Origin of the sequence: Vibrio sinaloensis DSM 21326 (assembly GCF_000189275.1) — a bacterium.
Taxonomy (GTDB): domain Bacteria; phylum Pseudomonadota; class Gammaproteobacteria; order Enterobacterales; family Vibrionaceae; genus Vibrio; species Vibrio sinaloensis.
In genome coordinates this window covers 78,528-95,658 of sequence record NZ_AEVT01000074.1, presented here as the reverse complement: position 1 = coordinate 95,658, position 17,131 = coordinate 78,528, and the positions used below count along the sequence as shown (strand labels likewise).

Annotated in this window: 12 protein-coding genes; 2 read left to right on the top strand and 10 right to left on the bottom strand. The window is 44.9% G+C overall.

Annotation, left to right across the window (positions count from 1 at the left end):
* Window positions 1-18 precede the first annotated feature (18 nt).
* The 9 genes from rpsA to tig all read right to left on the bottom strand — a co-directional run bounded on the left by rpsA (window position 19) and on the right by tig (window position 11,414).
* Window positions 19-1,689: a 30S ribosomal protein S1 gene (rpsA, locus tag RH45_RS13520; RefSeq protein ID WP_008078045.1), complete on the bottom strand. Its 1,671-nt coding sequence runs from the start codon at window positions 1,687-1,689 to the stop codon at window positions 19-21.
* A 103-nt stretch (window positions 1,690-1,792) separates the two neighbouring features.
* On the bottom strand, window positions 1,793-2,473 hold the full coding sequence (gene cmk / locus RH45_RS13515) for a (d)CMP kinase (protein WP_008078044.1): 681 nt from the start codon (window positions 2,471-2,473) through the stop codon (window positions 1,793-1,795).
* A 139-nt stretch (window positions 2,474-2,612) separates the two neighbouring features.
* Entirely contained in the window at window positions 2,613-2,885 is a 273-nt protein-coding gene (locus RH45_RS13510) for a ComEA family DNA-binding protein (protein WP_241211646.1), read from the bottom strand.
* 150 nt (window positions 2,886-3,035) lie between these two features.
* Window positions 3,036-4,895 carry a peptidylprolyl isomerase gene (gene ppiD / locus RH45_RS13505; protein ID WP_008078042.1) on the bottom strand — a complete coding sequence of 620 codons (1,860 nt, stop codon included), beginning with the start codon at window positions 4,893-4,895 and terminating at the stop codon, window positions 3,036-3,038.
* Window positions 4,896-5,068: 173 nt separating this feature from the next.
* Entirely contained in the window at window positions 5,069-5,341 is a 273-nt protein-coding gene (locus tag RH45_RS13500; protein ID WP_008078041.1) for an HU family DNA-binding protein, read from the bottom strand.
* 191 nt (window positions 5,342-5,532) lie between these two features.
* Window positions 5,533-7,884, bottom strand: a complete 2,352-nt coding sequence (gene lon / locus RH45_RS13495) for an endopeptidase La (protein WP_008078040.1) — start codon at window positions 7,882-7,884, stop codon at window positions 5,533-5,535.
* Between the two features lie 129 nt (window positions 7,885-8,013).
* A complete protein-coding gene (clpX, locus tag RH45_RS13490; RefSeq protein ID WP_008078039.1) occupies window positions 8,014-9,297 on the bottom strand; it encodes an ATP-dependent protease ATP-binding subunit ClpX in 1,284 nt (427 codons plus the stop codon).
* Window positions 9,298-9,377: 80 nt separating this feature from the next.
* Entirely contained in the window at window positions 9,378-10,004 is a 627-nt protein-coding gene (clpP, locus tag RH45_RS13485) for an ATP-dependent Clp endopeptidase proteolytic subunit ClpP (RefSeq protein ID WP_008078037.1), read from the bottom strand.
* Window positions 10,005-10,109: 105 nt separating this feature from the next.
* Window positions 10,110-11,414: a trigger factor gene (tig, locus tag RH45_RS13480; protein ID WP_008078036.1), complete on the bottom strand. Its 1,305-nt coding sequence runs from the start codon at window positions 11,412-11,414 to the stop codon at window positions 10,110-10,112.
* A gap of 514 nt (window positions 11,415-11,928) precedes the next feature.
* Here tig and RH45_RS13475 point away from each other — a divergent pair.
* Window positions 11,929-13,737: an ATP-binding protein gene (locus RH45_RS13475; protein ID WP_008078035.1), complete on the top strand. Its 1,809-nt coding sequence runs from the start codon at window positions 11,929-11,931 to the stop codon at window positions 13,735-13,737.
* The gene (locus tag RH45_RS13470; protein WP_008078034.1) at window positions 13,737-15,077 is read left to right on the top strand and encodes a sigma-54-dependent transcriptional regulator; all 1,341 of its coding nucleotides are present in this window, start codon (window positions 13,737-13,739) and stop codon (window positions 15,075-15,077) included. The genes RH45_RS13475 and RH45_RS13470 overlap by 1 nt, the downstream gene beginning before the upstream one ends.
* 53 nt (window positions 15,078-15,130) lie before the next feature.
* Here the strand turns inward: RH45_RS13470 and RH45_RS13465 are convergent, their stop codons facing one another.
* Window positions 15,131-17,086, bottom strand: coding sequence for a DUF3857 domain-containing protein (locus RH45_RS13465; RefSeq protein WP_008078033.1), 1,956 nt, complete (start codon window positions 17,084-17,086; stop codon window positions 15,131-15,133).
* Window positions 17,087-17,131 lie beyond the last annotated feature (45 nt).

The following is a 17,131-nucleotide window of genomic DNA, read 5'->3' as shown; positions in this document are numbered from 1 at the left end:
TTCTTAAAAGCGATTAAATTATTCGCCTTTAGCTGCTTTGAAAGCGTCAGCCATAGCGTTACCAAACGAAGCATCGTCTGCTTTGTTTAGAGAAGCCATTGCTTCTTGCTCTTCAGCTTCATCTTTAGCTTTGATAGATAGGTTGATTACGCGGTTCTTACGGTCTACACCTGTGAACTTAGCTTCAACGCTGTCACCAACGCTTAGGATTAGTGACGCATCTTCGATACGGTCACGTGAAACTTCAGATGCACGTAGGTAACCTTCTACGCCTTCTACTAGCTCGATAGTTGCACCTTTAGCGTCTACTGCAGTAACAGTACCGTTAACTAGTGCACCTTTCTTGTTCTCTGCAACGTAAGCATTGAATGGGTCATTTTCCATTTGCTTAACGCCTAGAGAGATACGCTCACGCTCAGCATCTACTGCTAGAACAACTGCAGAGATCTCGTCGCCTTTCTTGTACTCACGTACAGCTTCTTCACCTGGAACGTTCCAAGAGATGTCAGATAGGTGAACTAGACCGTCGATGCCGCCTTCTAGACCGATGAAGATACCGAAGTCAGTGATAGACTTGATCTTACCAGTAACTTTGTCGCCTTTAGCTTGCGCTTCAGCGAAAGACTGCCATGGGTTAGCTTTACACTGTTTCAGACCTAGAGAGATACGACGACGTTCTTCGTCGATTTCAAGAACCATAACCTCAACTTCGTCGCCAACATTAACAACTTTAGATGGGTGGATGTTCTTGTTAGTCCAATCCATTTCAGAAACGTGTACTAGACCTTCAACGCCTTCTTCGATTTCAACGAAACAGCCGTAGTCAGTTAGGTTAGTAACGCGACCAGTTAGTTTGTGACCTTCTGGGTAACGCTTAGCGATTGCTACCCATGGATCTTCGCCTAGCTGCTTAAGACCTAGTGAAACGCGAGTACGCTCACGGTCGAACTTAAGAACTTTAACTTGGATCTCGTCACCAACGTTAACGATCTCAGAAGGGTGCTTAACGCGCTTCCAAGCCATGTCAGTGATGTGTAGTAGGCCGTCAACGCCACCTAGGTCTACGAACGCACCGTAGTCAGTAAGGTTCTTAACGATACCTTTAACTTCTGCGCCTTCTTGTAGAGTTTCTAGAAGCTCATCACGTTCAACGCTGTTCTCAGATTCGATAACTGCACGACGAGAAACAACTACGTTGTTACGCTTCTGGTCAAGTTTGATAACTTTGAACTCTAGCTCTTTGTTTTCTAGGTGAGCAGTGTCACGGATAGGACGTACGTCAACTAGTGAACCAGGAAGGAAAGCACGGATACCGTTTAGTTCAACAGTGAAACCGCCTTTAACTTTACCGTTGATGATACCAACAACAGTTTCAGCTTCTTCGTAAGCCTTCTCAAGTACGATCCAAGCTTCGTGACGCTTAGCTTTCTCACGAGAAAGTTGAGTTTCACCGAAACCATCTTCAACAGCGTCTAGAGCTACGTCTACTTGTGCGCCAACTTCAACTTCAAGTTCGCCAGCAGCGTTCTTGAACTGTTCAGCAGGGATAGCAGACTCAGACTTAAGACCAGCGTCAACAAGAACGAAACCGTTCTCGATAGCTACTACAGTACCTTTAACGATGCTGCCTTGTTGGAATTCTGTTTCGTTTAGAAACTCTTCAAAGAGTTGAGCAAAAGATTCAGTCATTTATTTAATCTTCAATAAATTAAACGTCCACGGGTTTCCTACCGCGTGGGGTTATTAAATTCGCCGGTCATCATCCTTGCGACCAACGCTCTGACCTAGCCGCCTAGGCGACTAGCTTAGATTCAATATATTGTAGTGCTTTTTCTACCACTTCGTCGATACTCATCGAGGTAGAATCTAGCAATAGCGCGTCCTCTGCAGGGCGGAGTGGTGCCACTGGGCGGTTACGATCTCGGTCGTCACGCTCTTGGATCTCGCGCAAAAGGTCGTCAAATTTAACATCTAAACCCTTGCCTTGCAACTGTTTAAGCCTGCGGTTAGCACGCTCTTCAGCACTCGCATCTAGGAAGATTTTCGCTTCCGCTTGTGGGAAAACTACCGTTCCCATATCGCGGCCATCGGCAACCAAACCAGCACCTTCAGCAAACGCTCTTTGGCGACGCAGCAATGCTTCACGCACGCGTGGCAACGCAGCAACTTTTGATGCCGCCATTCCAGTTTCTTCTTTACGAAGTTCACCAGACACGTCCTCACCTTCAAGAATAACCTTAACCAAATCGCCTTCAGCTACAAACTGAACATCTAGGTGAGTCGCCAAAGGAACTAAAGCATCTTCAGATTCTAGATCTACACCGTGGTGAATTGCAGCTAGTGCGAGTACGCGATAAATCGCGCCTGAATCTAGTAAGTGAAAACCTAGCTTCTTCGAGAGAAGCATACAAAGCGTGCCTTTGCCAGCTCCGCTCGGTCCATCAACGGTCACTACCGGTGTATGAGACGACATCATTAACTCCACGTTTGTTAGGGTTCAGCAATCAGCTGCTGATTCTTTATCGGCGAGAAATTATAGAGGTATTCGACCAAGGGTGCTAGGAAGGATTAAGCGAAAATGAAAAAAGAGCGTATTCACGCTCTCTCACAATTTACAGTTTGATTCTCTGTTGATTCTTCTCAACAATGGCTGGGCCAATGCCCTTCACGTTGGCCAACTCATCAGCGTGTTTAAACTGGCCATGTTCATTGCGATAATCAACGATAGCTTGAGCTTTCTTACTACCGACACCTTTAAGCAAGTCAGCTAGCTCTTCCGCCGATGCCTGATTGATATTAACGGTAATCTCGATCCCTTGATATTTCGCATCTTGGCTACTGGGCAAGCTTTCAGCCCAAACGTTTGCCGTGCAAAATGCAATCATTAATAACCATATACGCAGCATACCTCGTTCCTCTTTTGTCAATAAAGCCTACAAGATATCGCTATCTCTGAGACTTAATAGTGCTAAGAAGACAAAATAAAACGGGCTGCAAATGCAGCCCGTTTTAATCGATATATCAGTTACACTGAATTATTGACCCACAACGAAATATTCAATATCGGTGGTCTTACGCAGAATACTAATTAGCCCTGTTAAGTCTTGTTGAGCATTCATTTGCGTCAATTGGCTACCAATCTGAGTATTGTACTGTTCATCGAACTGGTCGCTCACTTTCGCCAATTTCACAACCGCAATATCGCCATTGATCTGTTTCGCTTGAGCGTACTCAACTTGACCTTCTGCCGGCTTAGGCATAGAGAAGATGACATCAGCCAGTGGAGAGCTGCGATCGACAGTTTCACTCGTACCAAACGCTAAATCATTTTCTTCAAGCAGTTGCTGCTTACCTTCTTTCAGTTCAGCAACCAGTTTGTCGGCAAGTTCGATAGCACTTTGCTCACCCTTAACTTTGGCTAACGTTTCGGTGACTTGAGTGCGAACTTCCTCAAGTGGAAGTACGGTTTCATCACGAGCATCTTCAACACGCACAACAATGACATGCTCAGGGGCAACTTCGATCACTTCAGAGTTCAGGCCATCTTCTTTCACTTCAGGGCTCAGAATGGCTTGCAGAACCGCAGGCGTCTTCAATAACTCAGGAGCGTCAGCTTGCGAGATGAAATCTGTTGTTTCGATCTTAGCGTCAACCGCGTTTGCTGCATCGTCTAGAGAATCAGGGAATTCAAATGCCACTTTTTCTAGCTCACTTTGCAGCTCGTAGAACTGATCAATCGCTTGCTGGTCTTTAAGCTCTTGTTTAATTTCAGCCGCCACTTCAGTGTATGGTTTAGCAACAGATGCTTTTAGCTCGTCCAATTTGATAATGTGGTAACCAAAGTCAGACTTAACCAACTCAGTGACTTCACCTACGTTGTTAAGACCAAACGCTGCTTCTTCAAACGCTGGGTCCATTACATCACGCTCAATCCAGCCTAGAGAACCACCTTCAGAAGCACTGCCAAAATCATCTGACTTTTCTTCTGCTAATGTAGCGAAATCTGCACCCGCATTAAGCTCGTCAAGAATTGCTTGCGCTTTAGCTTGGTCATCACCTTCGACTAAGATGTGGCTCACACGACGTTGCTCTTCAGATGAGTATTTATCTAAGTGCTCGTCGTAGTATTTCTTCGCTTGCTCTTCAGAGATAGTGATCGCATCTTTAAGCTGCTGCGCTGCTAACTCGATGTAAGCAACTTTTACTTGCTCTGGGCGAGTGTAGCGCTGAGGGTTTTGCTCATAGTAAGCTTGAATGTCTTCTTCAGACAGCTTCACTTTCGCCGCAAAATCAGACAATGGTAACGTGAGTGTCTCAACTTCACGAGTTTGAGTAAGCAGTTTCGCTTGCGCTTCTACTTCAGCAGCAAGAGAGAAATCGCTCGCCTGAATTGCTGTCAGTAACTGATTGCGGACTAAATCACGACGTAGGTACTCAGCAAAGCTCTCAGGAGTGAAACCAGCACGACGCAGTGATGCTTGATAGATATCTTGGTCGAACTTACCATCAGCTTGGAACTGAGGCATTTCGACAATCATAGTACGTACTTGTGCATCACTAACGCGAAGACCCAGTGTCTCAGCATGTTGCTCAATAAGTAAATCATTGACCATGCGATCAAGCACTGACTTACGGAAAGATTCTACGTAGCTAGGATCTGCAAGAAGATTCGAGAAATAGTCGCCAAGTTGAGCTTGCATACGGTTGCGCTCATTTTGGTAAGCTTGTTCGAACTCACCACGGCCGATTTCTACATTGCCAACTTTTGCAGCCGTGTTACCAGCGCCACCTACGATGTAGCTACCAACACCCGCAAAAACGAAAGATAGGATGATAAGTCCCAGGATAATTTTCACCGCGATGCTATTAACGCCTTCGCGTAATCGATCCATCATACTTAAACTACTCTCCGCTCGCATTTTCATCAACGCCACAAGGCATGACTGAAATGCTTAATACTAAAACTAAAATTGAATAGCGCGATAATACCAGAAAAAGAAATGCGCATCAGTATGATGCGCATAATTTAAAAAGGTTCTAAAAAAATTGGGGCGAAACCCAATTTTTATTAGTTACAAGCGTCTTTTAGTGCTTTACCCGCTTTGAATGAAGGAACTTTCGCTTCAGCGATTTGAATCTCTTCACCAGTTTTTGGGTTACGACCAGTACGCGCTGCGCGAGTACGCACGCTGAATGTACCAAAGCCAACTAGAGCAACCTGGTCACCAGATTGTAGTGTTTCGCCTACTGCTTCGATTAGAGCGTCTAGAGCACGACCTGCTGACGCTTTTGATAGGTCTGCGTTTTCTGCGATTTTTTCTACTAATTGTGTTTTATTCACTGTGATTCCCCTTTGTGCTACCTGTTGTAATTATTCAAAGTAGCTTTCGTTCCATTTGTTTCAAATTAGCGACAATCCCTTACACCGCAAGGCCTGAAGCTATAGTCGCTAACGTTAGCGCCCAAAAAAAACGCTGACAAGCCTTTTTCGACCTATCAGCGCAATCTTTTACTTATTTTTGCTACACATCACTATTTTACAGCAGCAATCTCGACACCTGACGGGTCATTTTCTAGCGCAACTTTAAGGACTTCGTCGATCCATTGCACCGGAATGACCTTAAGATCAGCGATGACGTTATCAGGAATCTCTTCTAGATCACGTTCATTGTCTTTAGGAATCAGTACCGTTTTGATACCACCACGATGTGCCGCAAGTAACTTCTCTTTTAGCCCACCGATAGGTAGAACTTCACCACGAAGGGTAATTTCACCCGTCATACCCACTTCCGCTTTTACAGGGTTACCTGTTAAGCTAGAAACCAATGCAGTACACATTGCAATACCTGCACTTGGGCCATCTTTTGGTGTCGCACCCTCCGGTACGTGAACGTGAATATCACGCTTCTCGTAGAAGTCTGAGTTAATACCCAGTTTTTCAGCACGTGAACGAACCACGGTCATCGCAGCTTGTATAGACTCTTTCATGACATCGCCAAGGGAGCCAGTTTGGGTGAGTTTCCCTTTACCAGGCATTGCTTCTGTTTCGATAGTCAGTAAGTCACCGCCGACTTGTGTCCAAGCAAGACCTGTCACTTGTCCGATGCGGTTACTATCATCCGCTTTACCGTAGTCATGACGCTGAACACCTAAGTACTCTTTTAGGTTATCCATTGTAACGGTTACGCTCTTCAGGTCTTTATCAAGCAGAATGTTCTTCACCGCTTTACGACAGATCTTTGAAATCTCACGCTCTAGACTACGTACACCCGCTTCACGTGTGTAGTAACGAATGATGCCGATGATTGCTGAGTCTTCAATCTCGATCTCACCCACTTTAAGGCCGTTGCGCTTAACCTGTTTGTCGACAAGGTGGCGCTTAGCAATATTCAGCTTTTCGTCTTCTGTGTAGCCAGATAGACGAATCACTTCCATACGGTCTAGTAGTGGTCCTGGAATGTCCATCGAGTTCGATGTCGCAACGAACATAACGTCAGACAAGTCATAATCGACTTCTAGGTAATGATCGTTGAAAGCGTTGTTTTGTTCAGGATCCAACACTTCTAGTAATGCTGAAGATGGGTCTCCACGCATGTCAGATGACATCTTATCGATTTCATCGAGTAGGAACAGCGGGTTCTTCACACCTACTTTCGACATTTTTTGAATAAGCTTGCCCGGCATCGAGCCAATGTAGGTACGGCGATGACCACGAATTTCCGCTTCATCACGTACGCCACCTAAGGCCATACGCGTATATTGGCGACCTGTTGCAGCAGCAATAGAACGACCTAGCGACGTTTTACCAACACCAGGAGGACCAACGAGACAAAGAATTGGACCTTTGAGTTTGTTGATTCGATTCTGAACCGCCAAATACTCCAGAATGCGTTCTTTCACGCGCTCTAAACCATAGTGGTCTTCGTTAAGCACTTCTTCCGCTTTAGCAAGGTTTTTCTTAACTTTCGAACGCTTGCTCCACGGCACGCCTAGCATCCAATCAATGTAGCCACGGACAACGGTCGCTTCCGCAGACATTGGCGACATCATCTTCAGCTTTTGCAGTTCTTGTTCAGTCTTTTCACGCGCTTCTTGCGGCATCTTTGACTCATCAATCTTCTGCTTCAACGCTTCAAATTCATCTACGCCGTCTTCGCCCTCACCCAACTCTTTCTGAATCGCTTTCATTTGCTCATTCAGATAGTACTCACGTTGAGATTTTTCCATCTGCTTTTTAACGCGAGTGCGGATACGCTTTTCAACTTGCAACAAGTCGATTTCAGACTCCATCTGGCCCATTAGAAACTCTAGACGCTCTGTGACATCGAGAATTTCCAATACCGCTTGCTTATCTGCCAACTTCAATGGCATGTGTGCGGCAATTGTATCGGCAAGACGTGCAGCCTCATCGATTCCACTTAGCGACGTTAATACTTCTGGCGGGATCTTTTTATTCAGCTTAATAAAGCCTTCAAATTGATTAATGGCGCTACGGACGATAACTTCATGCTCACGCTCATCCAGCTCTTCAGTCACCAGATACTCTGCGTCTGCAACAAAGAACTCTTCGTCAGTTAAACTATGAATCTTTGCGCGTTGTTGGCCTTCAACTAATACCTTCACAGTGCCATCAGGTAGCTTGAGAAGCTGTAAAATCGTGGCAACCGTACCTACTTCAAAAAGGTCATTTTTTGTAGGCTCATCAGTATCCGCTTCTTTTTGCGCAACTAGCAGTACTTGCTTGTTGTTGTCCATGGCAGCTTCTAAACATGCGATGGATTTTTCACGACCAACAAACAAAGGAATTACCATGTGCGGGTAAACGACTACATCTCTTAGAGGTAGTACGGGGATCTCGATACGTTCGGAACGTTCCAAGTTCATATTCATCTCTCTTCCGCTTAGTCTTATGAGCAGTATATGGGGGCTAATTGGTTGGATTCAATGAAAGAATAAAAAAAAGGAGGTAATTGATTACCTCCTTTAATGATTTAGCAATTTATGTGAATCGAGTTACGATTCTGCACCTGCAGCTTGGTTATCTGCGTTGCTGTAAATCAGCAATGGCTCTGACTCACCATTGATAACTGACTCATCAATCACAACTTTAGACACGTCGTTCATTGAAGGCAGTTCATACATGGTTTCAAGCAGAACACTTTCCAGAATTGAACGTAGACCACGAGCACCCGTTTTACGCTCCATCGCTTTCTTAGCAATAGCACGTAGCGCATCTTCGCGGAACTCCAGCTCTGAATCTTCGAGTTCAAACAACGCTGCATACTGTTTAGTCAAAGCGTTCTTTGGTTCACAAAGAATCTGGATCAGTGCATCTTCATCAAGCTCTGTCAGAGTGGTTGTCACTGGTAGACGACCGATGAACTCAGGGATAAGGCCGTACTTAACCAAATCTTCAGGTTCAACCTGAGTGAACAATTCACCGACAGTCTTCGTTTCATCTTTTGAACGCACTTCAGCGCCAAATCCAATCCCAGTGCCTGTTGCCACACGTTGCTCAATGACTTTATCTAGGCCAGCAAATGCGCCACCACAGATAAATAGAATCTTAGAGGTATCAACCTGTAAGAACTCTTGCTGAGGATGCTTACGACCACCTTGTGGCGGCACTGAAGCAACGGTACCTTCGATTAGTTTAAGCAACGCTTGCTGAACACCTTCACCTGAAACATCACGAGTGATGGATGGGTTTTCAGCTTTACGTGAAATCTTGTCAATTTCGTCGATGTAAACAATACCGCGCTCTGCTTTAGCGACATCGTAATCACATTTTTGTAGCAGTTTTTGAATGATGTTTTCAACATCTTCACCAACGTAACCCGCCTCAGTTAGCGTCGTTGCGTCTGCCATTGTGAAAGGTACATCTAGGAAACGAGCTAGGGTTTCAGCCAATAGCGTTTTACCACTACCCGTTGGACCGATAAGAAGAATGTTACTCTTACCAAGCTCCACACCTTCACTTGTCGTATCGCCGTTACGTAAACGCTTGTAGTGGTTGTAAACGGCTACTGCTAGCACTTTCTTAGCGTAATCTTGTCCGATCACATAGTCATCTAGATGTTCACGAATTTCTCGTGGAGCGGGTAACGCTTCCGATTGTTTTTTCGGTAGAACATCTTTAATTTCTTCACGAATAATATCGTTACATAGATCGACACATTCGTCACAGATATAGACGGATGGACCGGCGATCAGCTTGCGAACTTCGTGCTGGCTTTTGCCGCAGAAAGAGCAGTAAAGAAGCTTACTACTACCGCTCTCTTTGCTTTTGTCTGTCATTCGCTAACCTCTTAGCCTTACTCATATGATTTGAGTGTATATCAATTTAAACCGAATTGCGCTAAACAATTTGTTCTCAATTATTCACCGCGATGGCTTAATACTGCATCAACCAAACCGTACTCTACAGCTTGATCAGCCGCCATAAAGTTATCACGGTCGGTATCACGCTCAATCACCTCTAGTGGTTGACCTGTGTGCTCTGCAAGCAGCTTATTCAGCTTCTGCTTGATCGTCAGGATTTCTTGAGCGTGGATTTGAATATCGGACGCTTGTCCTTGGAAACCACCCAGTGGTTGGTGAATCATTACGCGCGAGTTTGGTAGCACGTAACGCTTACCTGGAGCACCACCAGCAAGTAGAAATGCACCCATCGAACAAGCTTGTCCCATACAAACAGTGCTCACATTAGGCTTGATAAACTGCATGGTGTCATAAATAGACATACCCGCCGTAACGCTGCCACCTGGTGAGTTGATGTATAAGAAAATATCTTTGTCAGGATTTTCAGATTCTAGGAATAGCAGCTGCGCTACGACTAGGTTTGCCATGTGGTCTTCAACTTGACCAGTTAGAAAGATAACGCGCTCTTTCAGCAAACGAGAGTAAATATCGTAAGAACGTTCACCACGGGAAGTCTGTTCAACCACCATTGGTACTAGTGCGTCTAGAATTGGCGACATTGCATTTTTTTCTTGGTAGCTCATATTCTTATGTCCCTAAAATAAATGGCCCGGATGATAAATATCATACGGACCATTGTTAGCAGAATAGTTAACGCTTCGTCAACCTTCTACGCAAGATATTGCTTATTAAGCTGCTGGCTGCTGGTTCATTAGCTCGTTGAAGCTAACTTCTTTTTCAGAAACCTGAGCTTTAGCGATGATAGCGTCGATTGCTTGCTCTTCTAGAGCAACGTTGCGCATGTTGTTCATCATTTGCTCGTTTTGCTCGTAGTAAGAAACAACTTCAGATGGATCTTCGTACGCAGTCGCCATCTCTTCGATAAGCGCTTTTACTTTTTCGTCGTCAGCTTTTAGCTCTTCAGACTTGATCACTTCACCTAGAAGAAGACCAACAACTACGCGACGCTTAGCTTGCTCTTCAAACAGTTCACGTGGAAGTTGCTCAGCAGCTTCTGGGTTACCGCCGAAACGTTGAGCCGCTTGCTGACGTAGAGTACCGATTTCTTGATCGATTAGTGCAGCAGGAACGTCGATGTCGTTTTCTTTAACTAGACCGTCAATTGCTTGCTCTTTGATGCGGTTCTTAATTGCTTGCTTAAGTTCGCGCTCCATGTTCTTACGAACTTCAGCTTTAAGTGCGTCAACGCCACCTTCAGCAACACCGAACTTAGAAACGAACTCGTCGTTTAGTTCTGGTAGTTCACGAGCTTCAACTTTGTTCACTTTGATAGCGAACTTCGCTGCTTTACCTTTTAGGTTTTCAGCGTGGTAATCTTCTGGGAAAGTCACGTCGATGTCGAATTCCATACCAGCAGTCTTACCTGCGATACCGTCTTCAAAACCAGGGATCATGCGACCTGCGCCCATTTCTAGTGGGAAGTTCTCAGCTTTACCGCCTTCAAACTCTTCACCGTCGATAGAACCAACGAAGTCGATCGTTGCGCGCTTGCCTTCTTCAGCCGCTTCTTCAACTTCAACCCAAGATGCTTGCTGCTTACGTAGCGTTTCAATCATCTCTTCAACGTCAGCGTCTTGTACTTCAGTTGTTGGTTTTTCTACCGCAATGTTCTCTAGGCCTTTTAGCTCAACTTCTGGGTAAACTTCAAAAGTTGCGTTGAATACTAGGTCTTCACCTTCTTTGTTTTCAACTGGAGCGAAAGTTGGTGCGCCTGCTGGGTTGATTTTCTCTTTCACGATCGCTTCGATGAAGTGACGTTGCATTACTTCACCCATAACGTCTTGACGTACTGCTTTGCCGTACATCTTCGCAACCATTTTTAGAGGTACTTTGCCTTTACGGAAACCATCGAAACGACGGTTTTTTGCGATGTTGCGTAGTTCAGCTGTTACAGCGTCTTCGATGTTTGCAGCTGGAACAGTAATGTTAAGACGGCGCTCTAGGCCCTCTAGAGTTTCAACAGTAACTTGCATTATTCATTAACCTCAAAACTGGCTCAGTGCTACTGAGCTTATGTGCCCTAAAAACCAAAAACAGGTGTTAGGACCCATCCTTGTTTGTACTCTGTGAGTACTCTTCGTATATCGAGTATCGATAACCGAGTAAATCAGTTACCGGACTAATTAGCGATATCTTTGCGAAACAACATTCCGCGAAAGGTATCTCCGATTAGCCTCAGGATAAAAATTTAGACGCAGCATTCTACCGAGCTAGTCGATAGCTGTCGAGCCGATCCCTACGATAGCTAGGGGATTAACCTAAAAACTCACTTAACTGCTAAAAAAAGAATCAATAAAGCAGCTAATGTCTCCAGAAATGGGGACATTAATAGCTTTTTCAAGAGAAACTAGCCTTTTTTTCGAATTAAGCAAGAAAAGTAGATCTAAGTCCGGTTTTATTACTCATTTTTGTTACAGCTTTAAACACAGCTGTAACAAAAAACATTACCCTATAGCCTGTGTTGTAGAGCTTTATTACGGAGACATCATGTCGCCATTTCGTCGTGCCCATTTCTACCTGTTGCTGTGCTATTTGCTCTGCCTAATTTTAGGTTCTCGCTGGGTATGGAACTACAACTACCAATCGCTGCTCGATCAACACCAAGCGCAGTTAGATCGCTTCTCAAGCCATGTCTATTCAAAACTCGATAAGTACGCGCACCTGCCTCAACTACTCGCAGAAGACCAAGAACTGGTGTCGGTATTAAAACAACCCAACAATCCAGCCCAAATTGATCTGACCAACCGTTATTTAGAAAACGTCAATAACATTATTCAAGCTGCCGATACTTATTTGCTCGACCAGTGGGGTAACACAATTGCTGCCAGTAACTGGAATCTCGATCGTTCGTTCATCGGTAAGAACTTTGCTTGGCGACCCTACTATTCTGATGCTATTCAAGGCGAATCCAGCCAGTACTTTGCTTTGGGTTCAACGTCAGGGCAACGAGGATACTATTACTCCTTTCCTGTCATCTATGCCGCTGATGCTATCGGGGTGGTTGTCGTCAAGATGGATTTGTCTGCGATAGAGGGAAACTGGAAGGCTAAACAAAGTACCTTCGTCGCAACAGACAACTATGATGTCGTATTTATGTCGAGTAACCCCAACTGGCTGTTCAAAAGTTTAACGACATTGAGTGAACAAGACCGAAGCAAAATAACCAACAGTCGTCAGTACCTTGATACGCCAATTCGCTCATTAGGCTTAATTGGTGATCTAGACTCAGCACACTCAGAGTTGCAAAACCCTCACTCTGGTTGGTTCAAAGACGACTACCTTGTATCGAGTCGCCCTTTTCCTCAGCTTGACTTAACTATCCGAGTGGTAACGGAAAAAGTCACTCTATTTTGGTCCACACTCAGCTTTGCGCTTATTTTAACCTTGTTATTCGTCATCGCTTTGCTAACCTTGCAATTGACTTACCAGAGACATCAGAAAAAACGTCAATTTGAGCAATTACAATCCGAAGCCAAGCAGAAACTTGAGTTTTTGGTCATGGAACGCACTGCCGAGCTGCAGGCTGAAGTGTCGGAAAGAGCTCGTACAGAAAATGCACTCAGACAAACACAAAACGAGTTGATTCAAGCCGCAAAACTTGCAGTACTTGGTCAGATGTCTGCCAGCATTAGCCATGAATTGAACAACCCATTAGCCGCCATTCGTAGCTTTGCAGATAATGGGCGTCGATTTTTGGCCAAGCAGAAACTCGATCGTGTCGACGAAAACTTATCACGTGTATCTAGCTTAACGGATCGCATGGCAAAAATTAGTAGCCAATTAAAATCCTTTACTCGCAAGTCCGACAGCAATGACGTTCATTTAATGGAGCTGACCCCTATCGTTATTTCGGCAAAAGAATTGGTCGCGCCGCAAATCAAAAGCTATCGAGTAGAGCTAACGGTTAATGTCGACAACTTAAATGTTCGAGCAGAAATTAACGCCATTCAAGTTGAGCAGGTTTTAATCAACCTCCTGACCAACGCAGCCCAGGCCGTCGCCGATTTACCCGAACGCCAAGTGCAACTCTCCAGCGCGCAATTCGGCGAGTTCGTTGATATCTACATTGATGATAACGGGCCAGGAATAGATAGTAAGCAGGCTCATCAATTGTTCGAGCCTTTTTATACCACCAAGAAGAATGGACTCGGGTTGGGATTATCGATCTCACAGCAAATTATCCAAGCGATGCACGGTCAACTGAGTGTTAGCCAATCGCCTCTGGGGGGAGCTCGATTCACAATGCGCCTGCCTGTCGCCCGACCTGAAAGCCAAGTGAAAACCAAGGAAAGCTAATGCACGATGTGTTTTTTATTGATGACGAAAGCGATATTCGTTTAGCGATAGAGCAAAGTTTCGAGCTTGAAGAGATTTCAGCACGCTTTTTTGCCAATGCAGAAGACGCCATCATCGCGATCAAGCAGCAAGGAATGCCTAAAGTTGTGATTACCGATATCTGCCTTCCTGGGCTATCCGGTGAAAACTTACTCTCCACCGTGCTAAAACAAGATAATGATGTTCCGGTAATTTTGATTACAGGTCACGGAGATATCTCGATGGCCGTCAACGCCCTACAAAATGGGGCCTATGACTTTATTGAAAAGCCTTTTGCCATTGATCGTTTAATCGATACCACCAACAGAGCCTTAGAAAAGCGCCAATTAACACTTGAAAACCAGGAGTTAAAACGTAGCTTAAAAGCAAGCCAAACGCTCGGACCAAGAATCATCGGTGATACCACCTCAATACAAATGCTACGCGATACCATTTCCCATATTGCTGACACCAACGCCGACATTCTTTTGTTTGGTGAGACTGGCACGGGTAAAGAACTGTTTGCTCGCTCTATCCATGAACAAAGCTCAAGGCGCGAAGCTAATTTTGTCGCGATCAACTGTGGCGCAGTTCCGGAGAATCTGATCGAAAGCGAATTGTACGGTCATGAAAAAGGGGCGTTTACAGGTGCCGATGCGAAGCGCATCGGTAAGTTTGAACATGCCCAAGGCGGGACCTTATTCCTTGATGAAATTGAGTCAATGCCGATGCAGGCGCAGATTCGATTGCTACGAGTACTACAAGAAAGGGTCATTGAACGCGTTGGTTCAAATGAATTAGTTCCTGTCGATATTCGCGTTATTGCCGCGACCAAAGTTGACCTTAAGAAGGCTGCTGCCGCGGGAGAGTTTCGCGAAGATCTCTACTATCGCCTCAATGTGGTAACGCTAGATCTTCCTCCTCTTAGACAACGTAAAGAGGATATTCCTGCCCTATTTCATCACTTTCTGCTGGTCGCAGCGTCCCGCTATGGTAAAGCCGCTAACGCCCTACCAGAGGCCGACTTGCAGACCTTGATGAGCCACGATTGGCCAGGCAATGTTCGGGAGCTACGTAACAGCGCCGAACGTTTCGTTCTTCTTGGTAACTTAGGACATCTCAACCCAACTCAGCCAAGCAGCGACTCACTGCCATTAGCACTTCAAGTGGCAGAATTTGAAAAGGCGCTGATTGAACAAGCGCTAACTAATCACAACGGTAGGATCAACGAAACGCTTGAAGCTTTACAAATCGCTCGCAAGACTTTGTATGACAAGATGCAAAAATACGGAATCGACAAAAGCAGCTATAAGAGTAATTAGCGAGTAAGAAATGGATAAGCCCCACTGACTGAGTAGGGCTTAAGGTAAGTGGGTTATTCGTAACTAGTAAACTGATACACGACGTTTTCTGAGGCTTTCTCGAGTTGCTTGTTGTAAGCTTTCAGGCCATCAGGCATTACATCGGTTTTCTTACGGTTAAATACATACTCTATCTGCGCTTTGCGATAAGTTTTGGATAGCTTTGATAACCAACCATCGTTTTCGCCAGACACTTTCAATGAAAAATCGAACACTTCGTTAGACACGTTAATATCGTCTCCCTCAATGGTCCACTCTGACGGCAGATCGATCACAAGAGTTTGCACCACTTTGACGGGGCGACCAATATAAAACGGTGTCTCACGACGTTTTTGCTCTGACAGATAAATAGTGCTATCAATCACATCAGCATAGACTTCAAACTGCTCATCGTCTTCTTCATTTAGATACCACATTTTTTCGATGCCATAGCTCTCAGTCATTTGCAGCTCGTTTTTCTCTCTGTCATCGGTGTAGCCAAATCGCTCAGATGCGCTAATGCCGTCGTAATGCTTGTTGTAGTAACCTTCGAATTCATCCATGACCTGCTCGATCGAGTTCGCCGTTAAATAACGTCTCATTCGATCAGCTTGTTTACCTTTGTAAGTTGTCTCAACAAACAGAGTCGCAGTGCCGTCTTTGTGTGGTTTGACATCAAAGGTAGACGATGTCACCACTTCGTTGACATTGGTCGTGTTGATTTTGGTTGGCTTAGTCTGGCCGGGTTTAATGATGAGGCCATAACCCAACTCAGACTGAGTTAACGTCGCTAAGCTATCAGAAAGACCCGTTTGAGTTGGGTCAACCCAAAACTGCTTTCCAGCAAACTCAAAAGTAACAATGACATGGTTAAAGGCACTGTGGCCTGAGGGTTGCTCCGTCAAATGGTCGCGAAAGGACGTGCTAACAAGAGCAGGATGCGCCTCAACCCCGATAGCACGAAGCAAAGCAGTCAGTAGTAATGTTTTGTCTTTGCAGTCTCCATAGCCTTGTTGCAAAATTTGCTCGGGCTGACGAGGTGCGTGTGACCCAATACCATTTTCCATCCCCAAGTAACGAATTGACTCTTGCGCCAATTTAATTGCCGCGACAATTTGTTGCTTAGTGTCCGTTTCCTTTTTGAGCTCATCAATAGCTTGATTGAACTGCTCGCCCTGAGTATCGATCACATAGTAAGGCAGTGCCCAATCAACAACTTCTTGCCAACTTTGATAGTTTGAGATGTTGAGGTATGGATACTCAATAAACCATTGCGGTTGATCCGGTTCATTCAGATAGCTGTACGCTCGGCGGCCATCAAAAAACTCATATTCAGTATAACCATCGTGTTTTTCAACGCGGGACTCAAAATGTTCGCTATCCCCATAACGACTCACATTGAATGACTGATTTTCCGGTGTAAGTATGCGCGCATAAGTTTTTAGCACCGGTACGCTCCAACCCAACTTGATCCAGTTATCAACGTAGCCGTTAAACACAGGGTTAAGACCCGCAATTGAATAACTATAATCAATCACATCACCGGCCTTCACATCATTGATCACGAGATAATAGGTTTCTTGGCCACTATAAAGCAGTTTTTCTAGCTCTTCTTCACGCTTAAAACGCTTCACCTCCGTTGTAGCCATGCGGTCAGACGCTTTCCCATCCCGCCAAACCGTGATGTCATGAAATACAACCTCTTGGTAGCTAGGATCAAAATCAATGGTTATTTGCGAGTTACTTTCGACCCCTTCAGCGTTTACCGCTTGAGTGACATAGCGGCTATAAAAGGTAGGTTTCGGTAGCAGATAGTTGTTTTGGTTAGAGACCAACATATAAACGCTACCATCCACACGGTCTCGCCGTTGAGTGGCCACTTCGAACGTCTGAGTTTTAACCCACTCAGGTGTTGTAGAGGTTGGAAGTTCGTTTGCCTGTACACTGACGCTTAGCCACAAGAAGGCTAGCAAAAGCCAAATCTGTTTCATTAATCATCCATTTTAATTATTTATTATCGAAGCATTTATAAAGTA